This window comes from Streptomyces sp. NPDC041940, assembly GCF_055589465.1.
This window is the reverse complement of record NZ_JBVJBP010000016.1, coordinates 155,280-177,267: the sequence shown is the minus strand read 5'-3', so window position 1 is coordinate 177,267 and position 21,988 is coordinate 155,280. Positions and strand designations below refer to the sequence as shown.

21 protein-coding genes are annotated in these 21,988 nt (G+C 73.4%); 11 read left to right on the top strand and 10 right to left on the bottom strand.

From position 1 onward, the window contains the following. Nucleotides 1-4 precede the first annotated feature (4 nt). Genes ACZ6I3_RS26070 through ACZ6I3_RS26060 form a run of 3 tightly spaced genes read right to left on the bottom strand, consistent with a single transcriptional unit; the run spans nucleotide 5 to nucleotide 3,686 of the window. The gene (locus ACZ6I3_RS26070) at nucleotides 5-1,726 is read right to left on the bottom strand and encodes an L-aspartate oxidase (protein WP_469417788.1); all 1,722 of its coding nucleotides are present in this window, start codon (nucleotides 1,724-1,726) and stop codon (nucleotides 5-7) included. Beyond that, nucleotides 1,723-2,724, bottom strand: coding sequence for a pantoate--beta-alanine ligase (gene panC, locus ACZ6I3_RS26065; RefSeq protein ID WP_469417787.1), 1,002 nt, complete (start codon nucleotides 2,722-2,724; stop codon nucleotides 1,723-1,725). Before panC ends, ACZ6I3_RS26070 begins: the two co-directional genes overlap by 4 nt. Then, a complete protein-coding gene (locus ACZ6I3_RS26060; protein ID WP_469417785.1) occupies nucleotides 2,721-3,686 on the bottom strand; it encodes a Rossmann-like and DUF2520 domain-containing protein in 966 nt (321 codons plus the stop codon). The genes panC and ACZ6I3_RS26060 overlap by 4 nt, the downstream gene beginning before the upstream one ends. A 173-nt stretch (nucleotides 3,687-3,859) precedes the next feature. Here ACZ6I3_RS26060 and ACZ6I3_RS26055 point away from each other — a divergent pair, with 173 nt between their 5' ends. Further along, on the top strand, nucleotides 3,860-5,032 hold the full coding sequence (locus ACZ6I3_RS26055) for a threonine aldolase family protein (RefSeq protein ID WP_469417784.1): 1,173 nt from the start codon (nucleotides 3,860-3,862) through the stop codon (nucleotides 5,030-5,032). A gap of 145 nt (nucleotides 5,033-5,177) precedes the next feature. On the opposite strand, the gene ACZ6I3_RS26050 is transcribed toward ACZ6I3_RS26055, so the two are convergent. After that, the gene (locus ACZ6I3_RS26050; protein WP_469417782.1) at nucleotides 5,178-5,399 is read right to left on the bottom strand and encodes a hypothetical protein; all 222 of its coding nucleotides are present in this window, start codon (nucleotides 5,397-5,399) and stop codon (nucleotides 5,178-5,180) included. Between the two features lie 159 nt (nucleotides 5,400-5,558). On the opposite strand from ACZ6I3_RS26050, the gene ACZ6I3_RS26045 reads away from it, so the two are divergent. After that, nucleotides 5,559-6,668: a DUF5937 family protein gene (locus ACZ6I3_RS26045; protein ID WP_469417781.1), complete on the top strand. Its 1,110-nt coding sequence runs from the start codon at nucleotides 5,559-5,561 to the stop codon at nucleotides 6,666-6,668. A 58-nt stretch (nucleotides 6,669-6,726) separates the two neighbouring features. Here the strand turns inward: ACZ6I3_RS26045 and ACZ6I3_RS26040 are convergent, their stop codons facing one another. Together ACZ6I3_RS26040 and ACZ6I3_RS26035 are read right to left on the bottom strand one after the other, a co-directional pair. Beyond that, on the bottom strand, nucleotides 6,727-7,398 hold the full coding sequence (locus ACZ6I3_RS26040) for a response regulator (protein ID WP_469417779.1): 672 nt from the start codon (nucleotides 7,396-7,398) through the stop codon (nucleotides 6,727-6,729). Between the two features lie 68 nt (nucleotides 7,399-7,466). Continuing rightward, nucleotides 7,467-8,654, bottom strand: coding sequence for a sensor histidine kinase (locus tag ACZ6I3_RS26035; RefSeq protein ID WP_469417777.1), 1,188 nt, complete (start codon nucleotides 8,652-8,654; stop codon nucleotides 7,467-7,469). 118 nt (nucleotides 8,655-8,772) lie between these two features. Between ACZ6I3_RS26035 and ACZ6I3_RS26030 the strand changes: the two genes are divergently transcribed. Beyond that, entirely contained in the window at nucleotides 8,773-9,777 is a 1,005-nt protein-coding gene (locus ACZ6I3_RS26030; protein ID WP_469417776.1) for an SAM-dependent methyltransferase, read from the top strand. Nucleotides 9,778-9,835: 58 nt separating this feature from the next. On the opposite strand, the gene ACZ6I3_RS26025 is transcribed toward ACZ6I3_RS26030, so the two are convergent. Beyond that, nucleotides 9,836-10,987 (bottom strand): NADH-quinone oxidoreductase subunit D, encoded by a 1,152-nt coding sequence (locus ACZ6I3_RS26025; protein WP_469417774.1) that lies wholly within the window; start codon nucleotides 10,985-10,987, stop codon nucleotides 9,836-9,838. 31 nt (nucleotides 10,988-11,018) lie between these two features. Between ACZ6I3_RS26025 and ACZ6I3_RS26020 the strand changes: the two genes are divergently transcribed. Together ACZ6I3_RS26020 and ACZ6I3_RS26015 are read left to right on the top strand one after the other, a co-directional pair. After that, nucleotides 11,019-11,531, top strand: a complete 513-nt coding sequence (locus tag ACZ6I3_RS26020; protein WP_469417772.1) for a PH domain-containing protein — start codon at nucleotides 11,019-11,021, stop codon at nucleotides 11,529-11,531. A gap of 548 nt (nucleotides 11,532-12,079) precedes the next feature. Next, complete coding sequence (locus ACZ6I3_RS26015; RefSeq protein ID WP_469417847.1) at nucleotides 12,080-13,369, top strand: PH domain-containing protein; 1,290 nt, start codon at nucleotides 12,080-12,082, stop codon at nucleotides 13,367-13,369. 40 nt (nucleotides 13,370-13,409) lie between these two features. Here the strand turns inward: ACZ6I3_RS26015 and ACZ6I3_RS26010 are convergent, their stop codons facing one another. After that, nucleotides 13,410-14,681, bottom strand: coding sequence for a hypothetical protein (locus tag ACZ6I3_RS26010; RefSeq protein WP_469417770.1), 1,272 nt, complete (start codon nucleotides 14,679-14,681; stop codon nucleotides 13,410-13,412). 115 nt (nucleotides 14,682-14,796) lie between these two features. Continuing rightward, nucleotides 14,797-15,945 (bottom strand): alpha/beta hydrolase, encoded by a 1,149-nt coding sequence (locus tag ACZ6I3_RS26005; RefSeq protein ID WP_469417769.1) that lies wholly within the window; start codon nucleotides 15,943-15,945, stop codon nucleotides 14,797-14,799. Nucleotides 15,946-16,177: 232 nt separating this feature from the next. Here ACZ6I3_RS26005 and ACZ6I3_RS26000 point away from each other — a divergent pair, with 232 nt between their 5' ends. From ACZ6I3_RS26000 to ACZ6I3_RS25975, 6 genes are all read left to right on the top strand, one after another. Further along, the gene (locus ACZ6I3_RS26000; RefSeq protein ID WP_469417768.1) at nucleotides 16,178-18,022 is read left to right on the top strand and encodes a phosphatidylglycerol lysyltransferase domain-containing protein; all 1,845 of its coding nucleotides are present in this window, start codon (nucleotides 16,178-16,180) and stop codon (nucleotides 18,020-18,022) included. 72 nt (nucleotides 18,023-18,094) lie between these two features. Further along, complete coding sequence (gene folP, locus ACZ6I3_RS25995) at nucleotides 18,095-18,985, top strand: dihydropteroate synthase (RefSeq protein ID WP_469417766.1); 891 nt, start codon at nucleotides 18,095-18,097, stop codon at nucleotides 18,983-18,985. Next, nucleotides 18,982-19,485, top strand: coding sequence for a nuclear transport factor 2 family protein (locus ACZ6I3_RS25990; protein WP_382592465.1), 504 nt, complete (start codon nucleotides 18,982-18,984; stop codon nucleotides 19,483-19,485). Before folP ends, ACZ6I3_RS25990 begins: the two co-directional genes overlap by 4 nt. A gap of 301 nt (nucleotides 19,486-19,786) precedes the next feature. Further along, on the top strand, nucleotides 19,787-20,146 hold the full coding sequence (gene folB, locus ACZ6I3_RS25985; protein ID WP_432963987.1) for a dihydroneopterin aldolase: 360 nt from the start codon (nucleotides 19,787-19,789) through the stop codon (nucleotides 20,144-20,146). Beyond that, on the top strand, nucleotides 20,143-20,754 hold the full coding sequence (folK, locus tag ACZ6I3_RS25980) for a 2-amino-4-hydroxy-6-hydroxymethyldihydropteridine diphosphokinase (protein WP_469417763.1): 612 nt from the start codon (nucleotides 20,143-20,145) through the stop codon (nucleotides 20,752-20,754). Before folB ends, folK begins: the two co-directional genes overlap by 4 nt. 58 nt (nucleotides 20,755-20,812) lie before the next feature. Then, nucleotides 20,813-21,301 carry a DUF3180 domain-containing protein gene (locus tag ACZ6I3_RS25975; RefSeq protein WP_469417762.1) on the top strand — a complete coding sequence of 163 codons (489 nt, stop codon included), beginning with the start codon at nucleotides 20,813-20,815 and terminating at the stop codon, nucleotides 21,299-21,301. Nucleotides 21,302-21,310: 9 nt separating this feature from the next. On the opposite strand, the gene folE is transcribed toward ACZ6I3_RS25975, so the two are convergent. Further along, nucleotides 21,311-21,916, bottom strand: a complete 606-nt coding sequence (gene folE / locus ACZ6I3_RS25970) for a GTP cyclohydrolase I FolE (protein ID WP_469417760.1) — start codon at nucleotides 21,914-21,916, stop codon at nucleotides 21,311-21,313. Nucleotides 21,917-21,988 lie beyond the last annotated feature (72 nt).

The window sequence follows — 21,988 nt, the reverse complement described above, 5'->3', positions numbered from 1 at the left end:
TCGGTCACTGCTCCTGGGGGGCCTGGGGCGGGAGGGTCGTAGGGAAGTGTGTGGTGTCCGTGGTGTGCACGGCCAGCGAGCGGTCCGGATTCAGGCGTACGACGATGTGGCGGCGCCAGGCGGTGTCGTCGCGCTCGGGGCGGTCCTCGCGCCAGTGGCAGCCCCGGGTCTCCTCGCGGAGCCGGGCGGCGGCGACCAGGACGCGGGCCACGCACAGGAGGTTGGTGGCCTCCCAGGTGTCGACGCCGGGCTCGGCGGTCTTGCCGTGCTCGGCGAGGGCGTCGCGGGCGTCGGTGTGCAGCCGCTGGAGTTGGTCGGCGGCCTCGGCCAGGGATCCGGCCGAGCGGAGCACGCCCGCGCCGTCGGTCATGATCCGCTGGATCGTGAAGCGGGCCTCCGCGGTGAGCAGGGGGTGCTCGGGGGTCTCCGGGTACGGGAGCGGCCGGGGCACGCGCGTGAGGAGGCCGTTCTCCGCGTGGCTCGCCGTGATGTCGGCGGCGATGCGCTCGGCGTAGACCAGGCCTTCGAGGAGGGAGTTGGAGGCCAGGCGGTTGGCGCCGTGCACGCCGGTGCAGGCCACCTCGCCGCACGCGTACAGGCCGGGGACGGTCGTACGGCCCCGGGAGTCGGTGCGCACGCCGCCGGAGGCGTAGTGGGCGGCCGGGGCGACCGGGATGGGGCCGGTGACCGGGTCGATGCCGTGGGCGCGGCAGGCGGCGAGGATCGTCGGGAAGCGGTGCTCCCACATCTCGGCGCCGAAGTGCCGGGCGTCGAGGAACATGTGCTCGGCGTCCTGCTCCTGCATGCGGCGCGTGATGCCCTTGGCGACGATGTCGCGCGGGGCGAGTTCGGCCAGTTCGTGCTGCCCGGCCATGAAGCGCACGCCGTCGGCGTCGACCAGGTGCGCGCCCTCTCCGCGCACCGCCTCGGAGACCAGGGGCTGCTGGCCCTCCGCGTCGGCGCCCAGGAAGAGGACGGTCGGGTGGAACTGGACGAACTCCAGGTCGCTCACCTCGGCGCCCGCGCGGAGCGCCAGGGCCACGCCGTCGCCCGTCGAGACGGACGGGTTGGTGGTCGCGGAGAAGACCTGGCCCATGCCGCCGGTCGCCAGGACCACGGCGGGTGCGTGGACCGCGCCCACGCCGTCGTGCTGGCCCTCCCCCATGACGTGCAGGGTGACGCCGGCGGTGTGGCCCTCGGCGTCCGTGAGGAGGTCCAGGACGAGCGCGTTCTCGACCGTGCGCACGCCACGCGCGCGTACCGCGTCGACCAGGGCGCGGGAGATCTCGGCGCCGGTGGCGTCACCGCCCGCGTGGGCGATGCGGCGGCGGTGATGGCCGCCCTCGCGGGTGAGTTCGAGGCCGCCCTCGGTGGACTCGTCGAACCGGGCGCCGGTCTCGATGAGACGGCGTACGGCGTCGGGCCCCTCGGTGACGAGGATGCGGACGGCTTCCTCGTCGCACAGGCCCGCGCCCGCGACCAGGGTGTCGTCGAGGTGCTGCTCGGGGGTGTCGCCCTCGCCGAGGGCCGCGGCGATGCCGCCCTGGGCCCAGCGGGTGGAGCCGTCGTCGAGGCGGGCCTTGGTGACGACGACGGTCCTGAGGCCCGCGGCCTGGCAGCGCAGGGCCGCCGTCAGACCGGCGACACCGGAGCCGACGACGACCACGTCGGCGGCGATGGACCAGCCGGGCGCCGGCGCGTGCAGTCGTATGCCTGTGCTGGTCACGAGGCGGCTCCGAAGGTTCCGAAGGTGAGGGGGAGATTGTCGATCAGGCGGGTCGCCCCGACCCGGGCGGCCACGGCGAGGACCGCCTCGCCGGTGAAGTCGTGTCCGATCTCGGTGAAGTCGGACGGGTCGACCAGGGCGAGGTAGTCCAGGGCCAGTGGCGGGTCGAGGCGGGCGGCCTCGTCGAGGACCTGCCGGGCGGCCGCGCGGACGGCCGCCGGGCCGCCCGGGACAGCCGTCGCCACGGCGTGCGCGTCGGCCGCCGCACGGGACTCGCCGATGGCGCTGAGCGCCTCGGCACGCGCGCGCGTGGCGGGCACCTCACGGGCCCGGGCCCGCAGCGCCTCCTGCGCGGCATGCCGGTCCTGGCCCGCGAACAGCGCGCTGGACAGCGCGAGGGCGGTGCGCCGCTCGGCGGGCGAGAGGTAGCGGTTGCGGCTGGACAGGGCCAGGCCGTCGTCCTCCCGGACGGTGGGGACGCCGACGATCTCCACGCCGAAGTTCAGGTCCCGGACCATGCGGCGGATCAGGGCGAGCTGCTGGGCGTCCTTCTGGCCGTACAGGGCGACGTCGGGGCGGGTCAGGTGCAGCAGCTTGGCGACGACCGTGAGCATGCCGTCGAAGTGGCCCGGGCGGGCGGAGCCCTCCAGGCGCTCGCCCATGGGGCCAGCGGTGACGCGGACCTGGGGCTCGCCCCCGGGGTACACCTCGTCCACGGCGGGGGCGAACACGACGTCCGCGCCGGACTCCCCGGCGAGCTTGAGGTCGGCGTCCAGGGTGCGCGGATAGCGGTCGAGGTCCTCGCCCCGACCGAACTGCAGCGGGTTGACGAAGACGGTGACGACGACCTCGCCGTCCCGGCCCGCGATGCCGCGCGCGGTGCGGATCAGGGTGGCGTGGCCCTCGTGCAGGGCGCCCATGGTCATCACCACGGCGCGGCGGCCCGCCCGCACGCGTGCGTGCAGTTCCCCGGCGGTGCTCAGCAGGGTGGTGGTCATCGGGCGTCCCCTTCGGTGCCGTCGGTGCCGTCGGTGCCGTCGGTGCCGTCGGTGCCGTCGCTCGCGTCGGCGAGTACCCCGAGGAGGTCCTCGGCGAGCTCCGGCTTCAGCAGGCCGTGGGCCAGGGCCCGGTCGGCGGTCGCGCGGGCCATCGCCAGATAGCCGGCGACGGTCCCCGGGGCGTGCCGGCGCAGCTCGGTGACATGGGCGGCGACCGTGCCCGCGTCGCCCCGCGCGACCGGGCCGGTGAGGGCCGCGTCGCCGGAGCGCAGGGCGTTGTCCAGGGCCGCGCCGAGCAGCGGGCCGAGCATCCGGTCGGGGGCGGCGACCCCGGCCGCGCGCAGCAGCTCCAGGGACTGGGCGACCAGGGTGACCAGGTGGTTGGCGCCCAGGGCGAGCGCCGCGTGGTAGAGCGGCCGGTTCGCCTCGGCGATCCACTCCGGCTCGCCGCCCATCTCGATGACGAGGGCCTCGGCGGCGAGGCGCAGTTCCTCGGGCGCGGTGACGCCGAAGGAGCAGCCGGCCAGCCGCTGGACGTCCACGGGCGTGCCGGTGAAGGTCATCGCGGGGTGCAGGGCCAGCGGCAGGGCGCCCGCGCGCAGGGCGGGGTCGAGCACCCGGGCGCCGTAGCGCCCGGAGGTGTGGACGAGCAGCTGTCCCGGCCGTACGGACCCCGTGTCGGCGAGTCCGGCGACCAGGTCGGGCAGGGCGTCGTCCGGAACGGTCAGCAGGACCAGGTCGGACCGCTGGAGGACCTCGGCGGGCGGCAGCACGGGCACGTCGGGCAGCAGCTGCGCGGCACGGCGCCGGGAGGTGTCGGAGACCGCGGAGACGGCGACCGGGCGGTGCCCGGCGAGCTGCAGGGCCGCGGCCAGTGCGGGTCCCACGCGGCCGGCGCCGACGACGCCGACGGTGAGCCGCGCGGGGCGGTCCTTGGGCTCTGGCTGTGGGGTTGTGTTCACTCGACGGCGGCCTTCCCGTTCCAGTCCGCTCCGGGTACCGGACGATTTCTCGTCATGTTAACGCGATCGGTTCGAGGGGTGTTCGGTCGTCCACAGGTGTGTGGAAAGCCATCCACAGGGAGGGCGGGAAATGCGGGTGCCCGTCCGCACGCTCGCGAGGCAGGATCCGGGGCATGACTGAGACGACGGAACAGCAGGGCGGGGAGCGGCTGACGGGGCTCCGGGAGCGGCGGCTGGCCGCCCATCGCAGCGCACGGCGGGTGTTCGCGCGCTTCGGCTTCCACAAGACGCTCCGGGAGCGCCTGGCGGAGCTGGACGCGGCGGAGGGCGTCCACGACCTGGACGAGCTGTCCGACGTGTACGGCGACGGGGTCGTCGAGGCGCTGGAGGCGAAGGTCGCCGGGCTGCTCGGCACCCAGGCCGCCGCGTTCTTCCCGACGGGCACGATGGCCCAGCAGGTGGCCCTGCGCTGCTGGGCGGGCCGCACCGGCGACCCGACCGTCGCCCTGCACGCGCTCAGCCATCCCGAGGTGCACGAGCGGAACGCGCTCAGCGAGGTCGGCGGCCTGCGCCCGGTACGCGTGACGGACGAGCCGCGGCTGCCCACCGCCGCCGAGGTGCGCGACTTCGAGGAGCCCTTCGGGGCGCTGATGCTGGAACTCCCCCTCAGGGACGCCGGTTTCGTGCTGCCGTCCTGGGAGGAGCTCACGGAGGTGGTGGAGGCCGCGCGGGAGCGGGACGCGGTGGTGCACTTCGACGGGGCCCGGCTGTGGGAGTCCACCGTCCACCTCGGCCGGTCCCTGGAGGAGATCGCGGGCCTGGCGGACAGCGTCTACGTGTCGTTCTACAAGTCCCTCGAGGCGTTCGGCGGCGCGGCGCTCGCCGGCCCGAAGGAGCTGGTGGAGGAGGCGAAGACCTGGCGGCACCGGTACGGCGGCCAGGTCTTCCAGCAGTTCCCCACCGCCCTGTCGGCGCTGGCCGGTCTGGAGCGGGAGCTGCCCCGGCTGCCGGAGTACGTCGCCCACGCGCGCGTGGTGGCCGCCGCCCTGCGCGAGGGGTTCGCGGCGGCCGGGGTGCCGTGGGCGCGGGTGTATCCGGAGGTACCGCACACCCACGACTTCCAGGTCTGGCTGCCGTACGAGGCGGACGTCCTCATGGAGGCGTCGGTCCGGACGGCCGAGGAGACGGGCGTCTTCCTGTTCGCCGCCGCCTGGAGCCGGGGCGGTCCGGGCCTGGCCCGCACGGAGGTGTTCGTGCGGTCCGCCGGGCTGGAGTGGGCCGCCGAGGACGTGAAGGCGGCGGTCGCCGACTTCGTCGCCCGGTTGCCCGGGGAGGGCGGCAGGTAGCCGGAAACGGGCAGCAGGCCGCCGGCCTCGCGCGGTGGCGGTCGGTCGGCGGCGTGCGGCCGGAGGGGACAGTCGGCCGACGGGCGGCAGGAGCGGTCGGGCGGCAGGAGCGGTCGGGCGGGCGGCGGGCGGGCGGGCGGTGTGGTCAGCCGGTGAAGCGGCGGCGGGGGTGCAGCCACCGGCCCAGGGCGTGCCGGATCCGCTGCCGGCCGCCGACCGGGCGCCCGGCCAGGACCGCGCGGAACCGTCGTTCGTCGCGCCACTCCCGTACGACCCGCAGGTCGTGCGTGCCGGGCGCGGGCGGGGCGGGCTCGCCGAGCTGCCGGGCGCGGTGGACGTCGAGGAGGTGCTGCTGCGTGATGCTCATGGTGAATCGCCTTGGCTGGACGGGGTGATGGAGGTCCGAAGGCTCCGCGGCTGCCCCGGTGCTCCCACCCTGCTCCCGCGCCGGGGGCGACGTCGCGTCGATTGACGAGGCCCGTCAATCGACGGGGGCGTTGTCAGTGGCGGGGTGCACCATGAAGGCATGAGCGTGCACATCGACATCGCGGGGCTGCGGCCGGAGGAGATCGCCGTCGTGCCCTCCCCTCTGGCCGAACTCGGCATGGCGCTGCACGCGCTGTCCGAGCCGGGGCACCATCCGGGTCTCCAGGGCTGGGTGACGGGCGTGACCGCGCGGCTCGACCCGCATCTGGCCGACCGGATGTGCGAGGCCGACTTCCTGTGGCGGTCGACGTTCTCGGACCTGTTCATGCCCTTCGCCGGCGTCCCGGGCGGCGGCACCCTCCCGGGCGGCACGCTCGCCGAGGAGCTGGACCTGCTCGACAAGCTGTCGGACGAGCAGTTCGTGGACGCGGCACTGGAGTTCACCTGTGCCCTCGGGTACGGCTCGTGCGGGCCCACCGCGCTGTCCGACCCCGAGGTGCGCCGCCGGGCCCTGGACCTGGCCGCCGCGCGCGGGCCCCAGCAAATGCGGTTCAGCCGGCGGCTGCTGGACGACCCGCCCTCGATCCGGGCCTGGCTGCGGCAGTTCCTCCAGGACTGCGACGAGGCGTTCTTCGCGGAGGCCTGGTCCCGGTTGCGCCATCAGCTCGCGGCGGACGCGCGGCTGAAGACGGACCTCTTCCGGCGCAAGGGCATGACCGAGGCGCTGGCCGCGGTGTCCCCGGCGATCACGCTCGACGAGGCGGCCGCCCGGATCACGGTCGACAAACTGGGCGACGACGACGGCACGTCCACCGGTGACGGCGGCCTGCTGCTCGTCCCGACGAGCCTGGGCTGGCCGCATCTGATGGTCCTGCACCGGTACGGCTGGCAGCCGGTGCTGCACTACCCGGTCGGCTCCCCCGAGCTCGCCGCCCCGCCCAATCTCGAACAGCTGGCCCTGCGCATGACCGCGCTGTCCCACCCCGTGCGGATGCGGATCTGCCGCAATCTGGCCCGCAGCGCGTACACCACGGGCGAGCTGGCGCAGGCGCACGGCATGACGGCCCCGGAGATATCCCGGCACCTGGCCGTGCTGAAGAAGGCGGGCCTGCTCACCACCCGCCGCCGCGGGCGCTACGTCCTGCACCAGCTGGACGTGACGGTGGTGGCCCGGCTCGGCAGCGAGTTCCTGGAGGGGATCCTCAGATAGGAGGGGAGCCTCGGACGGCCGACGGGAGCCGCCCGGTCGCCCCCGGTCGCCGCCCGGCTCAGCCGTGCCCGCCGGCCCGTACCAGCCCGGTCTCGTAGGCCAGCACCACGACCTGCACCCGGTCCCTGAGGCCCAGCTTGGTCAGGATGCGGCCCACATGCGTCTTCACGGTCGCCTCGGACAGCACGAGCCGGGCCGCGATCTCGCCGTTGGACAGGCCCTGTGCGACCAGCACCATGACCTCGCGCTCGCGGCCGGTGAGCCGCTCCAGCTGCTCGTGCTGGGGCTGCTTCGCGGTGCCCGGCAGCATCGGTGCGAAGCGGTCCAGGAGCCGTCGGGTGGTGGAGGGCGCGACGACCGCGTCCCCGCTGTGCACGGCGCGGATCGCGGCGAGCAGCTCACCGGGCGGCACATCCTTGAGCATGAAGCCGGAGGCGCCCGCCTTCAGCCCGGAGAAGGCGTATTCGTCGAGGTCGAAGGTGGTCAGGATGAGCACCTTCGGCGGGTCGGTGTCGGCGCAGACCCGGCGGGTCGTCTCCACCCCGTCGAGCTTCGGCATGCGGACGTCCATCAGCACCACGTCGACCTCGGTCGACCGCAGCACCTGGAGGGCCTCGACCCCGTCGCCCGCCTCCGCCACGACCTCCATGTCCGGCTGGGCGGCGAGCACCATCCGGAACCCGGTGCGCAGCAGCACCTGGTCGTCGACGAGCATCACGCGGATCGTCATCGGGGCCTCTTCCAAGTCTCTTTTGTGGTGGGAGCGTTACAGGTGTCAGCGCGGGGTGTGTGACCGCGTCAGGCGGGTTTGAGCGGCAGCAGCGCACTGATGCGGAATCCTCCGCCCGGGCGCGGTCCGGCGTCCAGGGTGCCGCCGACCATGCCGATCCGCTCGCGCATGCCGATGAGGCCGTGGCCCTGGCCGTCGAGACCGCCCTCCTCGTACAGCTCGTGCGGGGCGCCCTTGCCGTCGTCCTCGACGAGCAGGCCGAGGCCGTCGTCGAAGTACACCAGCCGCACGCTCGCGCCCGCGTTGGGCCCGCCGTGCTTACGGGTGTTGGTGAGCGCCTCCTGCACGATGCGGTACGCCGTGAGCTCGACGCCGCTGGGCAGCGGCCGGGGGGTGCCCTCGACCTTGAAGTCGACGGGCAGTCCGGAGGTACGGCACTGCTCGACGAGGTCCTCGATCTGCTGGACGTCGGGCTGCGGCACGTACTCGCCGGCCTCCTGGTGCTCTCCGGTGCGCAGCACGCCGAGCAGGCGGCGCATCTCGGCGAGGGCCTGGCGGCCGGTGGAGGAGATGGTCTCCAGCGCCTTCTTCGCCTGGTCGGGAGCGGCGTCGAGGACGTAGGCGGCGCCGTCGGCCTGAACCACCATCACGGAGACGTTGTGCGCGACGACGTCGTGCAACTCGCGTGCGATCCGGGCGCGTTCGGCGGCGACGGCGACCTTGGACTGGGCCTCGCGCTCCCTCTCCAGGCGGGCGGCCCGCTCCTCCAGCTGCGCGAAGTAGGCGCGGCGGGTGCGGATGGAGTCGCCCAGCACCCAGGCGAGCGCGAAGGGCACGGCCATGAAGACCGTCAGGGCGATGTTGCCCGCGACGTTCGTCGCGTCGCTCGGCCAGCGCAGCTGGGACACGGGGGCCGCGCACAGACCGGCGCCCAGCGCGAAGCGGGAGGCCCAGCGCGCGCCCTCCGCGGCGACCGTGTAGACGATCACCAGCAGGGCGAAGTCGGCGGGACCCCGCTCCACGTCGGTGATCAGCTGGGCCACCCCGACCGCGGCCGCGAGCAGCAGCATCTTCTCCGGCAGGCGGCGGCGCAGCGCGACCACCAGGCACAGCAGCAGGGTGAGCGGAAGGGCGACGGCCGGTGAACCGTATCCGTTCGCCGCTCCGCCGACCACGGAGATCCCGAGGAGGACCACGGCCCAGGAGCCGTCGACCCACATCGGGTGCCTGCGGAGGAAGTCATAGAGGCGCTGCACGTAACCCAGCGTAGGGAAGCGCGATAGGTGCAGGGGTCAACCGGAGGACCGATCCGCACCGGTCGCGTGTACTCCGCAAGGTGGAGTTGCGTTCGTTGTGTGCGCTTACCCTGACCCGGTGACACCAGGTACGAGGCCCGAGTTGCACGAGTGGCGCGGTTGGCGAGCGGCGGCGGACGAGGCGTTGTACGGGCCGGCCGGCTTCTACCGGCGGGAGGAGGGGCCGGCCGGGCACTTCCGTACGTCCGTGCACGCGTCATCGCTGTTCGCGGGGGCCGTGGCGCGGCTGCTGTGCCGGGTCGACGAGGCGCTGGGGCGGCCCGCGGTGCTGGACTTCGTCGACATGGCGGCCGGGCGGGGCGAGCTGGCCGGCGGGGTGCTCGCCGCGCTCCCGGCCGAGGTGGCGGCCCGCACGCGCGCGTACGCCGTCGAGCTCGCCGGGAGGCCCGCCGGGCTCGATCACCGGATCGAGTGGCTGGCCGCGCCCCCGGAAGGGACGAGGGGGCTGTTGTTCGCCAACGAGTGGCTGGACAACGTGCCGGTGGAGGTCGCGGAGGTGGACTCCGCGGGCACGGCGCGGCTGGTGCTGGTCCGGGAGGACGGGAGCGAGCGGCTCGGGGAGCCGGTCGACGGGGAGCACGCGCGGTGGCTGCGGCGGTGGTGGCCGCTGTCCGGCGAGCCGGGGCTGCGGGCCGAGATCGGCGTGACCAGGGACGAGGCCTGGGCCTCGGCGGCCGCCACGCTCGACCGGGGGCTCGCCGTCGCCGTGGACTACGCGCACACGGCGGACACCCGGCCGCCCTTCGGGACGCTCACGGGGTTCCGGGAGGGCCGCGAGACGACCGCCGTACCGGACGGCTCCTGCGACATCACCGCCCATGTCGCGCTCGACGCGTGCGCGCTGCCCGGCGGGCGGCTCCTCCCCCAGCGTGAGGCGCTGCACGCCCTGGGCATGACCGGCGCACGCCCCCCGCTCACGCTCGCGTCCACCGACCCCGCCGCCTATGTCCGCGCCCTGGCGAGCGCCGGGGAGGCGGCCGAGCTGACGGCGACGGGCGGTCTCGGCGACTTCGGTTGGCTGGTGCAGCCGGTCGGGATTCCTGACCCGCTCTCGGGGCCGTGAGGGCCGTGAGGGCCGTGAGGGCCGTGAGGGCCGTGAGGGCCGTGAGGGCCGTGAGGGCCTACTTGTCGATGTCCCCGACCACGAAGAACATCGACCCCAGGATCGCCACCATGTCCGCGACCAGCGTCCCCGGCAGCAGCTCCGTCAGCACCTGGATGTTGTTGTACGAGGCCGAGCGCAGCTTCAGCCGGTACGGGGTCTTCTCGCCCTTGCTGACCAGGTAGTAGCCGTTGATGCCGAGGGGGTTCTCGGTCCAGGCGTAGGTGTGGCCCTCGGGTGCCTTCAGGACCTTCGGGAGCCGCTGGTTGACCGGCCCGGGCGGCAGCTCCGCGAGCCGGTCGAGGCAGGCGTCGGCCAGGTCGAGCGCGTTGTGCGTCTGCTCCAGGAGGCACTCGAAGCGGGCCAGGCAGTCGCCCTCCTGCCGGGTCACCACCTTCAGGACGTCGCCCAGTTCGCCGTAGGCCAGGTACGGCTCGTCCCGGCGCAGGTCGAAGTCGACGCCCGAGCCGCGCCCGATCGGCCCGCTGACCCCGTACGCGTGCACGGCCTCGGGCGTGAGCCTGCCGACGCCCCGGGTGCGGCCCCGGAAGATCTCGTTGCCGAGCACCAGGTCGTCGAACCGGTCCATCCGCGAGCGCACGTCCGCGACGGCGGCACGCGCGCGCGTGGTCCACCCGGCCGGCAGGTCCTCCTTGAGGCCGCCGACGCGGTTGAACATGTAGTGCATCCGCCCGCCGGAGACCTCCTCCATGACGTGCTGGAGTTCCTCGCGCTCCCGGAAGGCGTAGAAGATCGGGGTGATCCCGCCGAGTTCCAGCGGGTACGAGCCGAGGAACATCAGGTGGTTGAGCACCCGGTTCAGCTCGGCGAGCAGCGTGCGCAGCCACACGGCGCGCTCGGGGACCTCCATGCCGAGCATCCGCTCCACGGCGAGGACCACGCCCAGCTCGTTGGAGAACGCCGACAGCCAGTCGTGGCGGTTGGCCAGCATGATGATCTGGCGGTAGTCGCGCGCCTCGAACAGCTTCTCGGCGCCGCGGTGCATATAGCCGATCACCGGCTCCGCGTGCTGGATGCGCTCTCCGTCCAGGACCAGCTTCAGCCGCAGCACTCCGTGCGTGGAGGGATGCTGGGGGCCGATGTTGAGCACCATGTCGGTGCTCTCCGCGGCGCCGCCGATTCCGACCATGGTCTCCGTCGTAGGAGTCATGGACACAGTCTCTCCTACGTACGCTGGCCTCATGGATACGGGGAGTGCGCGGGAGGCGGAGCCGGCGGGGGCGGTCGGGGACGGGCCGGTGTGGATCGCGTTGCCGCCCGGGCTGCTGAAGATGCGGCGGTTGCTGCTGGTGGTGTGGCTGGGGCTGATCGCCCTGGCCGCCGGGTTGCTGCCGGGCCTGCTGGCCGGGCCCGCCTGGGCCGTCTTCGCGGTGCTGCCGCTGGCGCTGATGGCCTGGGGCTGGGTGATGATCGACCGCAACTGGCGTTCCTGGCGGTACGCCGAGCGCGCCGACGACCTGCTGATCAGCCGGGGCGTGCTGTGGCGTGAGGAGACGGTCGTGCCGTACGGGCGGATGCAGCTCGTCGAGGTCACCTCCGGGCCCGTCGAGCGGCACTTCGGGCTGGCCAGCGTGCAACTGCACACGGCCGCCGCTGCCACCGACGCGACCATCCCCGGCCTGGACCCGGCCGAAGCGGAACGACTGCGCGACCGGCTCACCGAGCTGGGCGAGGCCCGATCGGCGGGACTGTGACGACGCCCGAGAGAGCCGAGACGGGCGGGGGCACCGAGGCCGGTGGGGCCGGCAGGGCCGGTGGGGCCGGCAGGGCCGGTGGGGCCGACGGGGGCACCACCGGGGGCACCGGGACCGCCGAGGCCACCGGGAGCGCCGGGGCGGCCGGGAACACCAGGGCCGCAGGGGCGACCGAGACCTCCGGGAACACCGGAACCACCGAGACCACCGGGACCACCGCGGCGGCCAAGACCACCGGGAACACCAGGGCCGCAGGGGCGACCGGGACCACCGGAGCCACCGAGAGCGCTGGGCCTACCGGGGCAATCGGGGCCAGCGAGACCGCCGGGAGCACCGGAGCCACCGAGACCACCGGCAGCACCAGGGCCACCGAGACCACCGGGGCAATCGGGGCCAGCGAGACCGCCGGGACCACCGGGGTGACCGAGACCACCGAGACCACCGGAGCCACCGGCAGCACCAGGGCCACCGAGACCACCCGGAGCGCCGGGACCGCCGCGTCCGTCAAGCCCGTCAAGACCCCCGACCCCGCCGACCCCGCCCGCGCCCTGGCCGAGCGGCGGCTGCATCCCTTCACGCCGCTGCGGCGGGCCTGGGCGCCGGTCGCTGTGGTTATCGGCTGGGCCGTGCACGACCCCGACGGGGCGCAGCGCCATCTGGCCCGGCTGACGACGACCACGCTGCTGATCGGCCTCGCCGTGATCGTCCCGGCCGCGGCCCTCTACGGCTTCTGCTCCTGGTGGTTCACGCACTTCGCGGTGACCGACACCGAACTGCGCATCCGCACCGGCCTGGTGTTCCGGCGCACCGCGCACATCCGGCTGGAACGCATCCAGGCCATCGACATCACGCAGCCGCTGCTCGCCCGGGTCGCGGGCGTCGCCAAGCTGAAACTCGACGTCATAGGGACCGACAAGAAGGACGAACTGGCCTTCCTGGGCGCGGACGAGGCACGGACCCTGCGGGCCGAACTGCTCGCGCGGGCGGCCGGTTTCGCGCCCGAGACCGCGCACGAGGTCGGTGAGGCGCCGTCCCGGCAGCTGCTGCGGGTACCGCCCGGTGTGCTCGCCGTGTCACTGGTGTTGACGGGCGCGACCTGGGGGTCGCTGGCCGCGGCGCTCGTCGTACCGCCGGTGCTGTGGCTGGTCACCCACAGCCTGTGGACAGTTCTCGCGGTCGCCCTGCCGCTGCTGGGCGCGGCGGGCGCGAGCAGTGTGGGGCGGTTCGTCGCCGAGTACGACTGGACGGTGGGCGAGTCGCCCGACGGGCTGCGCATCGACCACGGCCTGCTGGACCGGGCCCACGAGACGGTGCCGCCGGGCCGGGTGCAGACCGTGCGGATCGTGGAGCCGCTGCTGTGGCGGCGGCGCGGCTGGGTGCGCGTGGAGCTCGACGTGGCGGGCTCGTCCAACTCCGTGCTGGTGCCGGTCGCCCCGCGCGAACTCGCGGAGGCCGTCGTCGCGCTGGTGCTGCCCGGGGTGACCGTGCCGGAGAGCGCGGCCCTGTCGCCGTCGCCGCGCCGCGCCCGGTGGTGCGTGCCGGTGTGGTGGCGGGGGTACGGACTCGCCGTCACCGACGCGGTGTTCGCGGCGCGCTCCGGGCTGCTGGCACGGAGTCTGGCGCTGGTGCCGCACGCCAAGGTGCAGAGCGTACGGATGACACAGGGGCCCTGGGAGCGGGCCCGGGGCGTGGCCGACGTGTGTGTGGACACCGGCGCGAACAAGGTGGTGCGGGCGCGGCTGCGGGACGCGGACGAGGCGCGCGAGTTGCTGGCCCGGCAGGCGGAGCGGTCCCGGACCGGGCGCGGGGACGCGCTGCCGGACCGCTGGGTGGCGTGACCGGCCGGGACCGAGAGGCCGCCGAAACCGAAAGGCGGGGTCAGGAAACCGCGCTGCGCAGCCCCTGCACGTCGATCTGTTCCGTCTCGTCGTGCGCGGTCAGGTCGATGACCTGGCCGATCCCGCGCGACTCCGCGTCCGCGGGCTTGTACCGGGCCTCGGCCTCGGCCTTGTGCAGGGCGAGGGCCTCCTGGCCGACGACATCCGCCAGGTCCTCGTTCTGCACGGCCTCCAGGGCGGCGCGCGACGTCTCCTGCTTTGTACCGAAGAAGTCGAACCCGCCCTCGGTCCGCGGACGCCGCACCGGCGCCTGCGGGGCGACGGCCACGGCCACGGCGGGCGGCACGGTGTAGTGGCGGCTGGGAGCGGCGGACTGCGAAAGCCCCCCGGCCCCCGACCCGGCCCCGACCCCGACCCCGACCCCGGCCCCGGCCCCGGCCCCGGTCTCGGCCCTGGTCGACGTGTCGGCCCGGCCCGCGGTGTCGGCGGTCGCGTGCTCGTGCCCGTCCACCGCCTCGGACCGGCCCTGCGGCTCGTCCGTGTGCGACGGCTCCCGCAGGTCCGGCTGTTCGTCCGTCCCCTCCTGCGCGGGCTCGTCCTCGTCGTCCTCCGGGGCGCCGTCGCCATCGCCGTCCGGGCCGCCGTCCGGGTCCGGGGCCGCGTCGCCGTCGAACCGGGCGAGCGCGGCCGCCGCACGCAGGAAGAGCCGGGAGCCCTCCGGCGAGAAGACGGCCGGAACCGCCGGCTCCTCCTCGACGGTCAGGTCCTCGACCGCCGCGGCGGGTGCCTCGTCCGCCTCCGCCGAAGCGTCCGCCGTCTTCGCCGCCCCCGCGGGCAGCGCGGCCCGCACCGGAACCGTCGCCTCGATCTCCAGCACCCGGCGGTCCTCCAGGACGCTCGCGCGCTCGGTCTCGGACGTGGCGTACCGGCGCAGCAGCGCGGCGTGTTCGTTGCGCAACCCGGCCAGTTCCGTGCGCTTGGCGCGCAGCCGCTGCTCGAGCTTCACGCGCAGCTCGCGGGACTCCTCGAGGTCGCCCTCCAGTTCGGCGACGCGCTCCTCGAAGCGCCACTCGTCGCTCGCGCGCCCGCGCGTGAGGTCGGCGACGCGCTTGCCCGCCTGGCTGTCCCAGCGGCGCAGCACGACCGCGCCGACGACCGCCGTCATCGCGGCGGCAGCCGCCAGACCGCGGAGCGCCATCGGCTCCGTGAACACCCAGGGCCCCAGGGCGCAGACGAGGGAGACGCCCGCGATCGCCGACGGGGGGAGCAGCCTGTGCAGGGGCGGGGAATGGCGGTGTCGTCCACGTGACATGGCCAGAAACTTACCGCGCGTAGGCGAATCATGGTGAGCCACCCCGCAAAACAAAGCCATACCGAAGTGTTCACACCGCATCAGAACTCGACACGGAGCGGAATCTGCCCTTCAATCAATTCTCAAGATCATTCCCAACGGTGCGCGAACGGTCGCCCAACCGCCCGCTGATCCACTCCAGCGTGGCCGGAATCTCGCGCCGCCAGGTGTTGAAGTTGTGCCCTCCGCTTTCCAGGACGATCGACGAGATCCGCGTCCGCCCGGTGTTCTTCACCCGCTCGATGAACCGCAGCGTGTCCTTGTAGTTGGACTCGCCCTCCTTGCTGCTGGTGACCAGCAGCGAAGTGTCGGGAGCGGGCCTGTGCTTCAGGTACCACCACAGGTCGGCGCGATTCCGCAGCTCCTTGTCGCCCTGGAAGAGATCACCTGTCGTGGCGTCGATCGGCGCCTTGTAGTACGCGGAGAGACCGGCCCCCGCGGCGTACACATCGGGATGGTGCATGGCGATCTTCAACGCGCAGTAGCCGCCCGTGGAGTTGCCGATGATGCCCAGCCGGCCCGGCTTTTCGGCCACCCTGAAGTGCGAACGCAGCGCGTCGGGCAGATCCCTCGCGAAGAACGACTCGGTCTGCGGTCCGCCCGGGATGTCCACGCACTCCGTGTCCCGGGGCGGCGCCACCGTCGGCCGCAGCATCACGAGGATCGTCGGCCGCATCCGGCCCGCCCGGGCCAGTTCCAGTGCCGTACGCGGGTAATGGAGCTTCTCCACCAGCGCCGACGCCGTGCCCGGGTAACCGGTCAGCACGACGGCCGCGGGGAACGAACGGGTGCGGTACCGCGGCTGGAAGTACTCCGGCGGCAGATAGACGTAGGCGGGGGTGGCGATGCGGGTCGTCCGGCCCACGATGGCGACCTCCTGGACCCGGCCGCCGGCCTGGGGCCGCGCGCCGCCCGCCCCCGGCACCCGCCGCGAGGCGACCACCTCCAGCGGGCCGTCGCCCCGCGCGTGGTCGACGACCACACCCTGGTCCTTCTCCTGCCCGAACAGGTCCGCCCAGCTCGCGTAGAACCCGAAGGCCTGGTTGGCGGCGAGGCCCACCGCCGCGAACAGCGCCAACTGCGTGGCCAGCAGCAGGCCGACGCGCCCGCCCACCGCCCGCCAGCCGCGCCGGGCCAGCCGTGGCCACAGCCAGACCGTGCCGGCGAACAGCAGCACGGCCGACAGCGCCGCCAGCAGCAGCACGTTGTTGCTCGTGAGACCCATGGGTTGGTTACCTGTCCGCGCTCTCCGTCCGGCAGCCCCCGCGACCACACCTTCGCGAGGGCTTGTCCCGGACTTTCCTTGGCCTTTGAAACGGCTTTGACGTGGGGAGTGAACCTCTCCCCACGAGACACCGTCCTAGAGGGCGCAATGTCGCCGGATGCCCGAATCGGTACCGGATCCAAGGTCTCTCGCAGAACTACGGGATGCGATGTCTGTCAGGACAGATGAGGAAATGTCGGTCGAGGTTCCGAGTCGCAGAGGCGACGCGGCTCCCACGGGCCGGGTGAACCGGGTGCGCCGCGTGCTGCGCGGACCGCGCCCCGAGGCCGTCCCCGTCCTGGTCGGCAGAGCGTGCGCCCTCGTGGGTGTCCTGGACATCGCCGCGGGCGTGTTCCCGCGCTTCCGCCACAGCCGCATGCACGCCATCGCCGAGGTCCTGCCCGGCGCGCTCGGCCCCTTCGCGGCCGCCCTTTCGCTCAGCACCGGCGTGCTGTTGCTGCTGCTCGCCCACGGCCTCAAGCGCGGCAAGCGCCGGGCCTGGCGGGCCGCCGTCGCCCTGCTGCCCGCCGGTGCCGTCGCGCAGTTCACGTACCGGCACTCGCTCGTGGGCGTACTCATCTCCCTGGCCCTGCTGGCACCGCTGCTGCGCCACCGCGACCAGTTCGACGCCCTGCCCGACCCGCGCAGCCGCTGGCGGGCGCTCGCCAACTTCGTGCTCATGAGCGCCGGTTCGCTGATGCTCGGCCTGCTCATCGTCAGCGTCCACTCCGAGCGCATCATCGGCGACCCGAGCCTGGCCGACCGCATCACCCACGTCATCTACGGCCTCTTCGGCTTCGAGGGGCCCGTCGACTACCAGGGCAACACCTCCTGGACCGTGGCCGTCTCGCTCGGTGCCCTCGGCCTGCTCACCGCCGTCACCACCATCTACCTGGCCTTCCGCCCCGAACACCCGGCCGCCCGGCTCACCGGGGAGGACGAGGCCCGGCTGCGCGCCCTGCTGGAGCGGCACGGCCACCGCGACTCCCTCGGCCACTTCGCGCTCCGCCGCGACAAGGCCGTCGTCTTCTCCCCCAGCGGCAAGGCCGCCGTGACCTACCGCGTGGTCTCCGGCGTGATGCTCGCCAGCGGCGACCCGATCGGCGACGTCGAGGCCTGGCCCGGCGCCATCGAACAGTTCATGGACGAGGCCAAGGCCCACTCCTGGACCCCCGCCGTCATGGGCTGCTCCGAGACCGGCGGCGAGGTGTGGACCCGCGAGACCGGGCTCGACGCCCTCGAACTGGGTGACGAGGCGGTGGTGGACGTCAAGGATTTCTCACTCGCCGGCCGCGCGATGCGCAACGTGCGCCAGATGGTCAAGCGCATCGAGCGCGCCGGTTACGAAACCCGGGTACGACGTGTCCGTGACCTCGGCGAGGCCGAGCTGGAGCGCATCCGCCGCGCCGCCGACGACTGGCGCGGCACCGACACCGAGCGCGGCTTCTCCATGGCCCTGGGCCGGATCGGCGACCTGGCCGACGGCGACTGCCTCATCGCCACCGCCCACAAACAGGACGACCACCCGGGCGAATACGGCGACCTGAAGGCGATCCTGCACTTCGTGCCCTGGGGCACCGACGGCGCCTCCCTGGACCTCATGCGCCGCGACCGCTCCGCCGACCCCGGCATGAACGAACTGCTCATCGTGGCCGCCCTCCAGGCCGCCCCCAGGTTCGGCATCGAGCGTGTCTCCCTCAACTTCGCCATGTTCCGCGCGGCCCTGGCACGCGGCGAGAAGATCGGCGCCGGCCCGGTGCTGCGCGCCTGGCGCGGACTGCTCGTCTTCCTCTCCCGCTGGTTCCAGATCGAGTCCCTGTACAAGTTCAACGCCAAGTTCCGGCCGCGCTGGGAGCCCCGCTTCGTCGTCTACGGCGCCTCCGCCGACCTGCCCCGCATCGGATTCGCCGCCATGCAGGCCGAGGGCTTCGTCAACCTCGCCCTGCCCCTGCCGCGCTTCCTGCGCCGCCGGGGCCCGGCGGGCCGCCGCCCCTGCGCCCACGGCACGACGACGGAACGCAACGTCCGGGCGGCATGACCGAGCCCCCGCACAGGGCCGTCACTTGGGCCGCAGCGCCTGACGGCCCCCGCCGGGGCCTACGCTGAACATATGAGCAACCAGAGCGGACGCGGGCGCGTGGCGGGCCTACCGGAATGGGACCGCTGCGCGGTCATGGGAGTCGTGAACGTCACCCCCGACTCCTTCTCCGACGGCGGCCGCTTCTTCGACACCACGACCGCCGTCAAACACGGCCTCGACCTGGTCACCGAGGGCGCGGACCTGGTCGACGTCGGCGGCGAGTCGACCCGCCCCAACGCCGCCCGGGTGGACGAGGCCGAGGAACTGCGCCGCGTCATCCCCGTCGTCCGCGGCCTCGCCTCCGAGGGCGTCACCGTCTCCGTCGACACCATGCGCGCCTCCGTCGCCGAACGGGCCCTCGCGGCGGGCGCCGCCCTCGTCAACGACGTCAGCGGCGGGCTCGCCGACCCCCGCATGATCCCGGCCGTCGCCGACGCCGGCGCCCCCTTCGTCGTCATGCACTGGCGCGGCTTCCTCCAGGGCGGCAACGTCACGGGCGAGTACGCCGACGTCGTCCGCGAGGTCGTGGACGAACTCCACGCGCGCGTGGAGGCCGTCCTGGCCGGCGGCATCGCCCCCGACCGCGTCGTCGTCGACCCCGGGCTCGGCTTCTCCAAGGACGCCGAGCACGACCTCGCGCTCCTCGCGGGCCTCGACCGGGTCCTGCGCCTCGGCCACCCGCTGCTCGTCGCCGCCTCCCGCAAGCGCTTCCTCGGCCGGGTCCTGGCCGGCCCCGACGGCCCGCCCCCGCCCGCACGCGAACGCGACGCGGCCACCGCCGCCGTCTCCGCGCTCGCGGCACACGCCGGCGCCTGGGCCGTACGCGTGCACGAGGTACGCGCCACGGCCGACGCGGTACGGGTCGCCCACGCCATCGAAGGGGCGCGTACGACGGACACCGGCGCGGAAGGAGCCCGGTGAGCGCCCCGCACACCGACGTCGAACAGGTCGAGGCCGCCAACACCGCCTTCTACGAGGCACTGGAACGCGGCGACTTCGAGGAACTGGCGTCGCTCTGGCTGACCCCCTCCGACCTGGGCGTCGACGAGTCGTACCACGACCCCGCCGACACCGGAGTGGTCTCCTGCGTGCACCCCGGCTGGCCCGTGCTCACCGGCCGCGGCGAGGTCCTCCGGTCGTACGCCCTGATCATGGCCAACACCGACTACATCCAGTTCTTCCTGACCGACGTACACGTCTCGGTCACCGGCGACACCGCCCTGGTGAACTGCACGGAGAACATCCTCAGCGGCGGCCCCGCCCCCGAGGGCGACGAGGAGCTCGGCCCGCTCGTCGGCCAGCTCGTGGTCGCCACCAACGTGTTCCGGCGCACGCCCCAGGGGTGGAAACTCTGGTCGCACCACGCTTCCCCCGTTCTGGCCGAAACCGACGAGGACGAGGGCGAAGAGACCCCCTCCTGAGTGGGTAGGCGCCTCACAAGGGCCGGACGCGGCCGGACGCGGGACGGCGACGTGGTTGGAATCACGGACCCCCGGGTATGGGCGGCTACCAACCCATGAGCCGCCGGGTTCGCCAGGGGAAACGCTGGATGAATCCTGCCCGGCCCGGTCCGGGCGCCCACCCCCGTTGCCCGGCCCGGTCCGGGCGCCCACCCCCGTTGCCCGGCCCCGCCCGGGCTCGCAGGTAGATTCGACTGAGGCCGGTGTGCCGCCCGCACACGGCACGGACCGGCCGTGACCGACGATTGCAGGAGTGATTCGCGTGGATCGTGTCGCGCTGCGCGGCCTGAAGGCCCGTGGGCACCACGGTGTGTTCCCCGAGGAACGCGAGGAGGGCCAGACCTTCGTCGTGGACCTCGTCCTCGGCCTGGACACCCGGCCGGCGGCGGCCGACGACGACCTGGCGAAGACCGTTCACTACGGCATCGTGGCCGAGGAGGTCGTGGCCGTCGTCGAGGGCGAGCCCGTCAACCTCATCGAGACGCTCGCCGAGCGGATAGCCCAGGTATGTCTGAAGCACGAAGGGGTCGAGGAGGTCGAGGTACGCGTCCACAAGCCGGACGCCCCGATCACCGTCCCCTTCGACGACGTGACCGTCACCATCACCCGGAGCCGAGTATGACTGCACCCTTCCTCAAGGGTCCCAGCGACCCGACCGTACAGCCGGTACCCGCCTCCGTCGTCGACAAGGTCGACGCCGCCGACACCACGCTGAGCAATCCGAAATGGGCCGTGGTCGCCCTCGGGTCCAACCTCGGCAACCGCCTGGAGACCCTCCAGGGAGCCGTCGACGCGCTCGAGGACACCCCCGGCCTGCGCATCAAGGCCGTCTCCCCGGTCTACGAGACCGAGCCCTGGGGCGTGGACCCCGGCAGCCAGCCCGCCTACTTCAACGCGGTCGTCGTCCTGAAGACCACCCTCCCGCCCTCCTCGCTCCTGGAGCGCGCACACGCGGTCGAGGAGGCCTTCCACCGCGTCCGGGACGAGCACTGGGGCCCCCGCACCCTGGACGTCGACATCGTGTCCTACGCCGACGTCGTCTCCGACGACCCGCAGCTCACCCTCCCCCACCCCCGGGCCCACGAACGCGCCTTCGTCCTGGCCCCCTGGCACGACCTCGACCCCGAGGCGCAACTGCCCGGCCGCGGCCCGGTCGCGAGCCTGCTGGACGCCGTCACCCGCACGGGCGTCGCACCCCGCAAGGACCTGGAACTCCGGCTGCCCGAGTAGCCGTTAAGGTCAAGACGGCCGCGGAACGGGGCCACCACCGGGGGAATGAAGGGACACCGTGAGAGAGCTGCGCATCAGGGTGCTGGTCGGCGTCTTCGTCGTGGCCGGGGTGCTGTCCTGGGCCGGGGCCCGGCTGTGGAACTCGGTCGGCACCCTTCCCGGCGTCCCCATGGCCGCCCCCATCGTCCTCGCCATGATCGCCGTGGTCCTCCTGGCCACGGCGCTCTCGCTCCGCGCCCGTCTCAAGGACCAGCGCGAGCGGCAGCCCGACGCCAAGGGCGTCGACCCCATGATGGCGGCCCGCGCGGTCGTTTTCGGCCACGCCAGCGCCCTGGTCGCCGCCCTCGTCTCCGGCATGTACGGCGGCACCGGCGTCTTCCTCCTGGAGTCCCTCGACATCCCCGCCCGCCGCGACCAGGCCATCTACGCCGGCCTCTCCGTCGTCGCGGGCATCGCCGTCATAGCGGCCGCCATCTTCCTGGAGCGCGTCTGCAAACTCCCGGAGGACGACGAACACAACGGCACGGGCACGGCCCCCACGACGTGACGCCGGGCGTCAGCGCGCCATGATGAGGCTCATCGCCTCGTTCCGCGTCGCCGCGTCCCTCAGCTGCCCTCGCACGGCCGACGTCAGCGTCTTCGCGCCGGGCTTGCGAATGCCGCGCATCGACATGCACATGTGCTCGCACTCCACGACCACGATGACCCCGCGCGGCTCCAGGATCTCCATCAGCGAGTCCGCGATCTGCGTGGTGAGTCGTTCCTGCACCTGCGGGCGCCGGGCATAGACGTCCACGAGCCGGGCCAGCTTGGACAGCCCGGTGATCTTTCCGCTGGTCGCCGGGATGTACCCGACGTGCGCGACGCCGCGGAACGGCACCAGATGGTGCTCACAGGTTGAGTACACCTCGATGTCCTTCACGAGCACCATCTCGTCGTGCCCGATGTCGAACGTCGTCGTCAGCACGTCCTCCGGCTTCTGCCACAGCCCGCCGAATATCTCCTTGTACGCCCGCGCGACTCGCCCCGGCGTCTCCCGGAGCCCCTCGCGGTCCGGGTCCTCGCCGACCGCGATCAGCAGTTCCCGAACGGCGTTCTCGGCTCTCTTCTCGTCGAATTCGCCGAGCTGGCCCTCGCCGGCCAGCGTCACGGGGTCGGTCATCTGGGTGCCTCGTTCCTGTGTGCTTCATGGGGCGGCGCGCGGAGATGGCGAAAAGCCGCGCCCCCCAGGCTA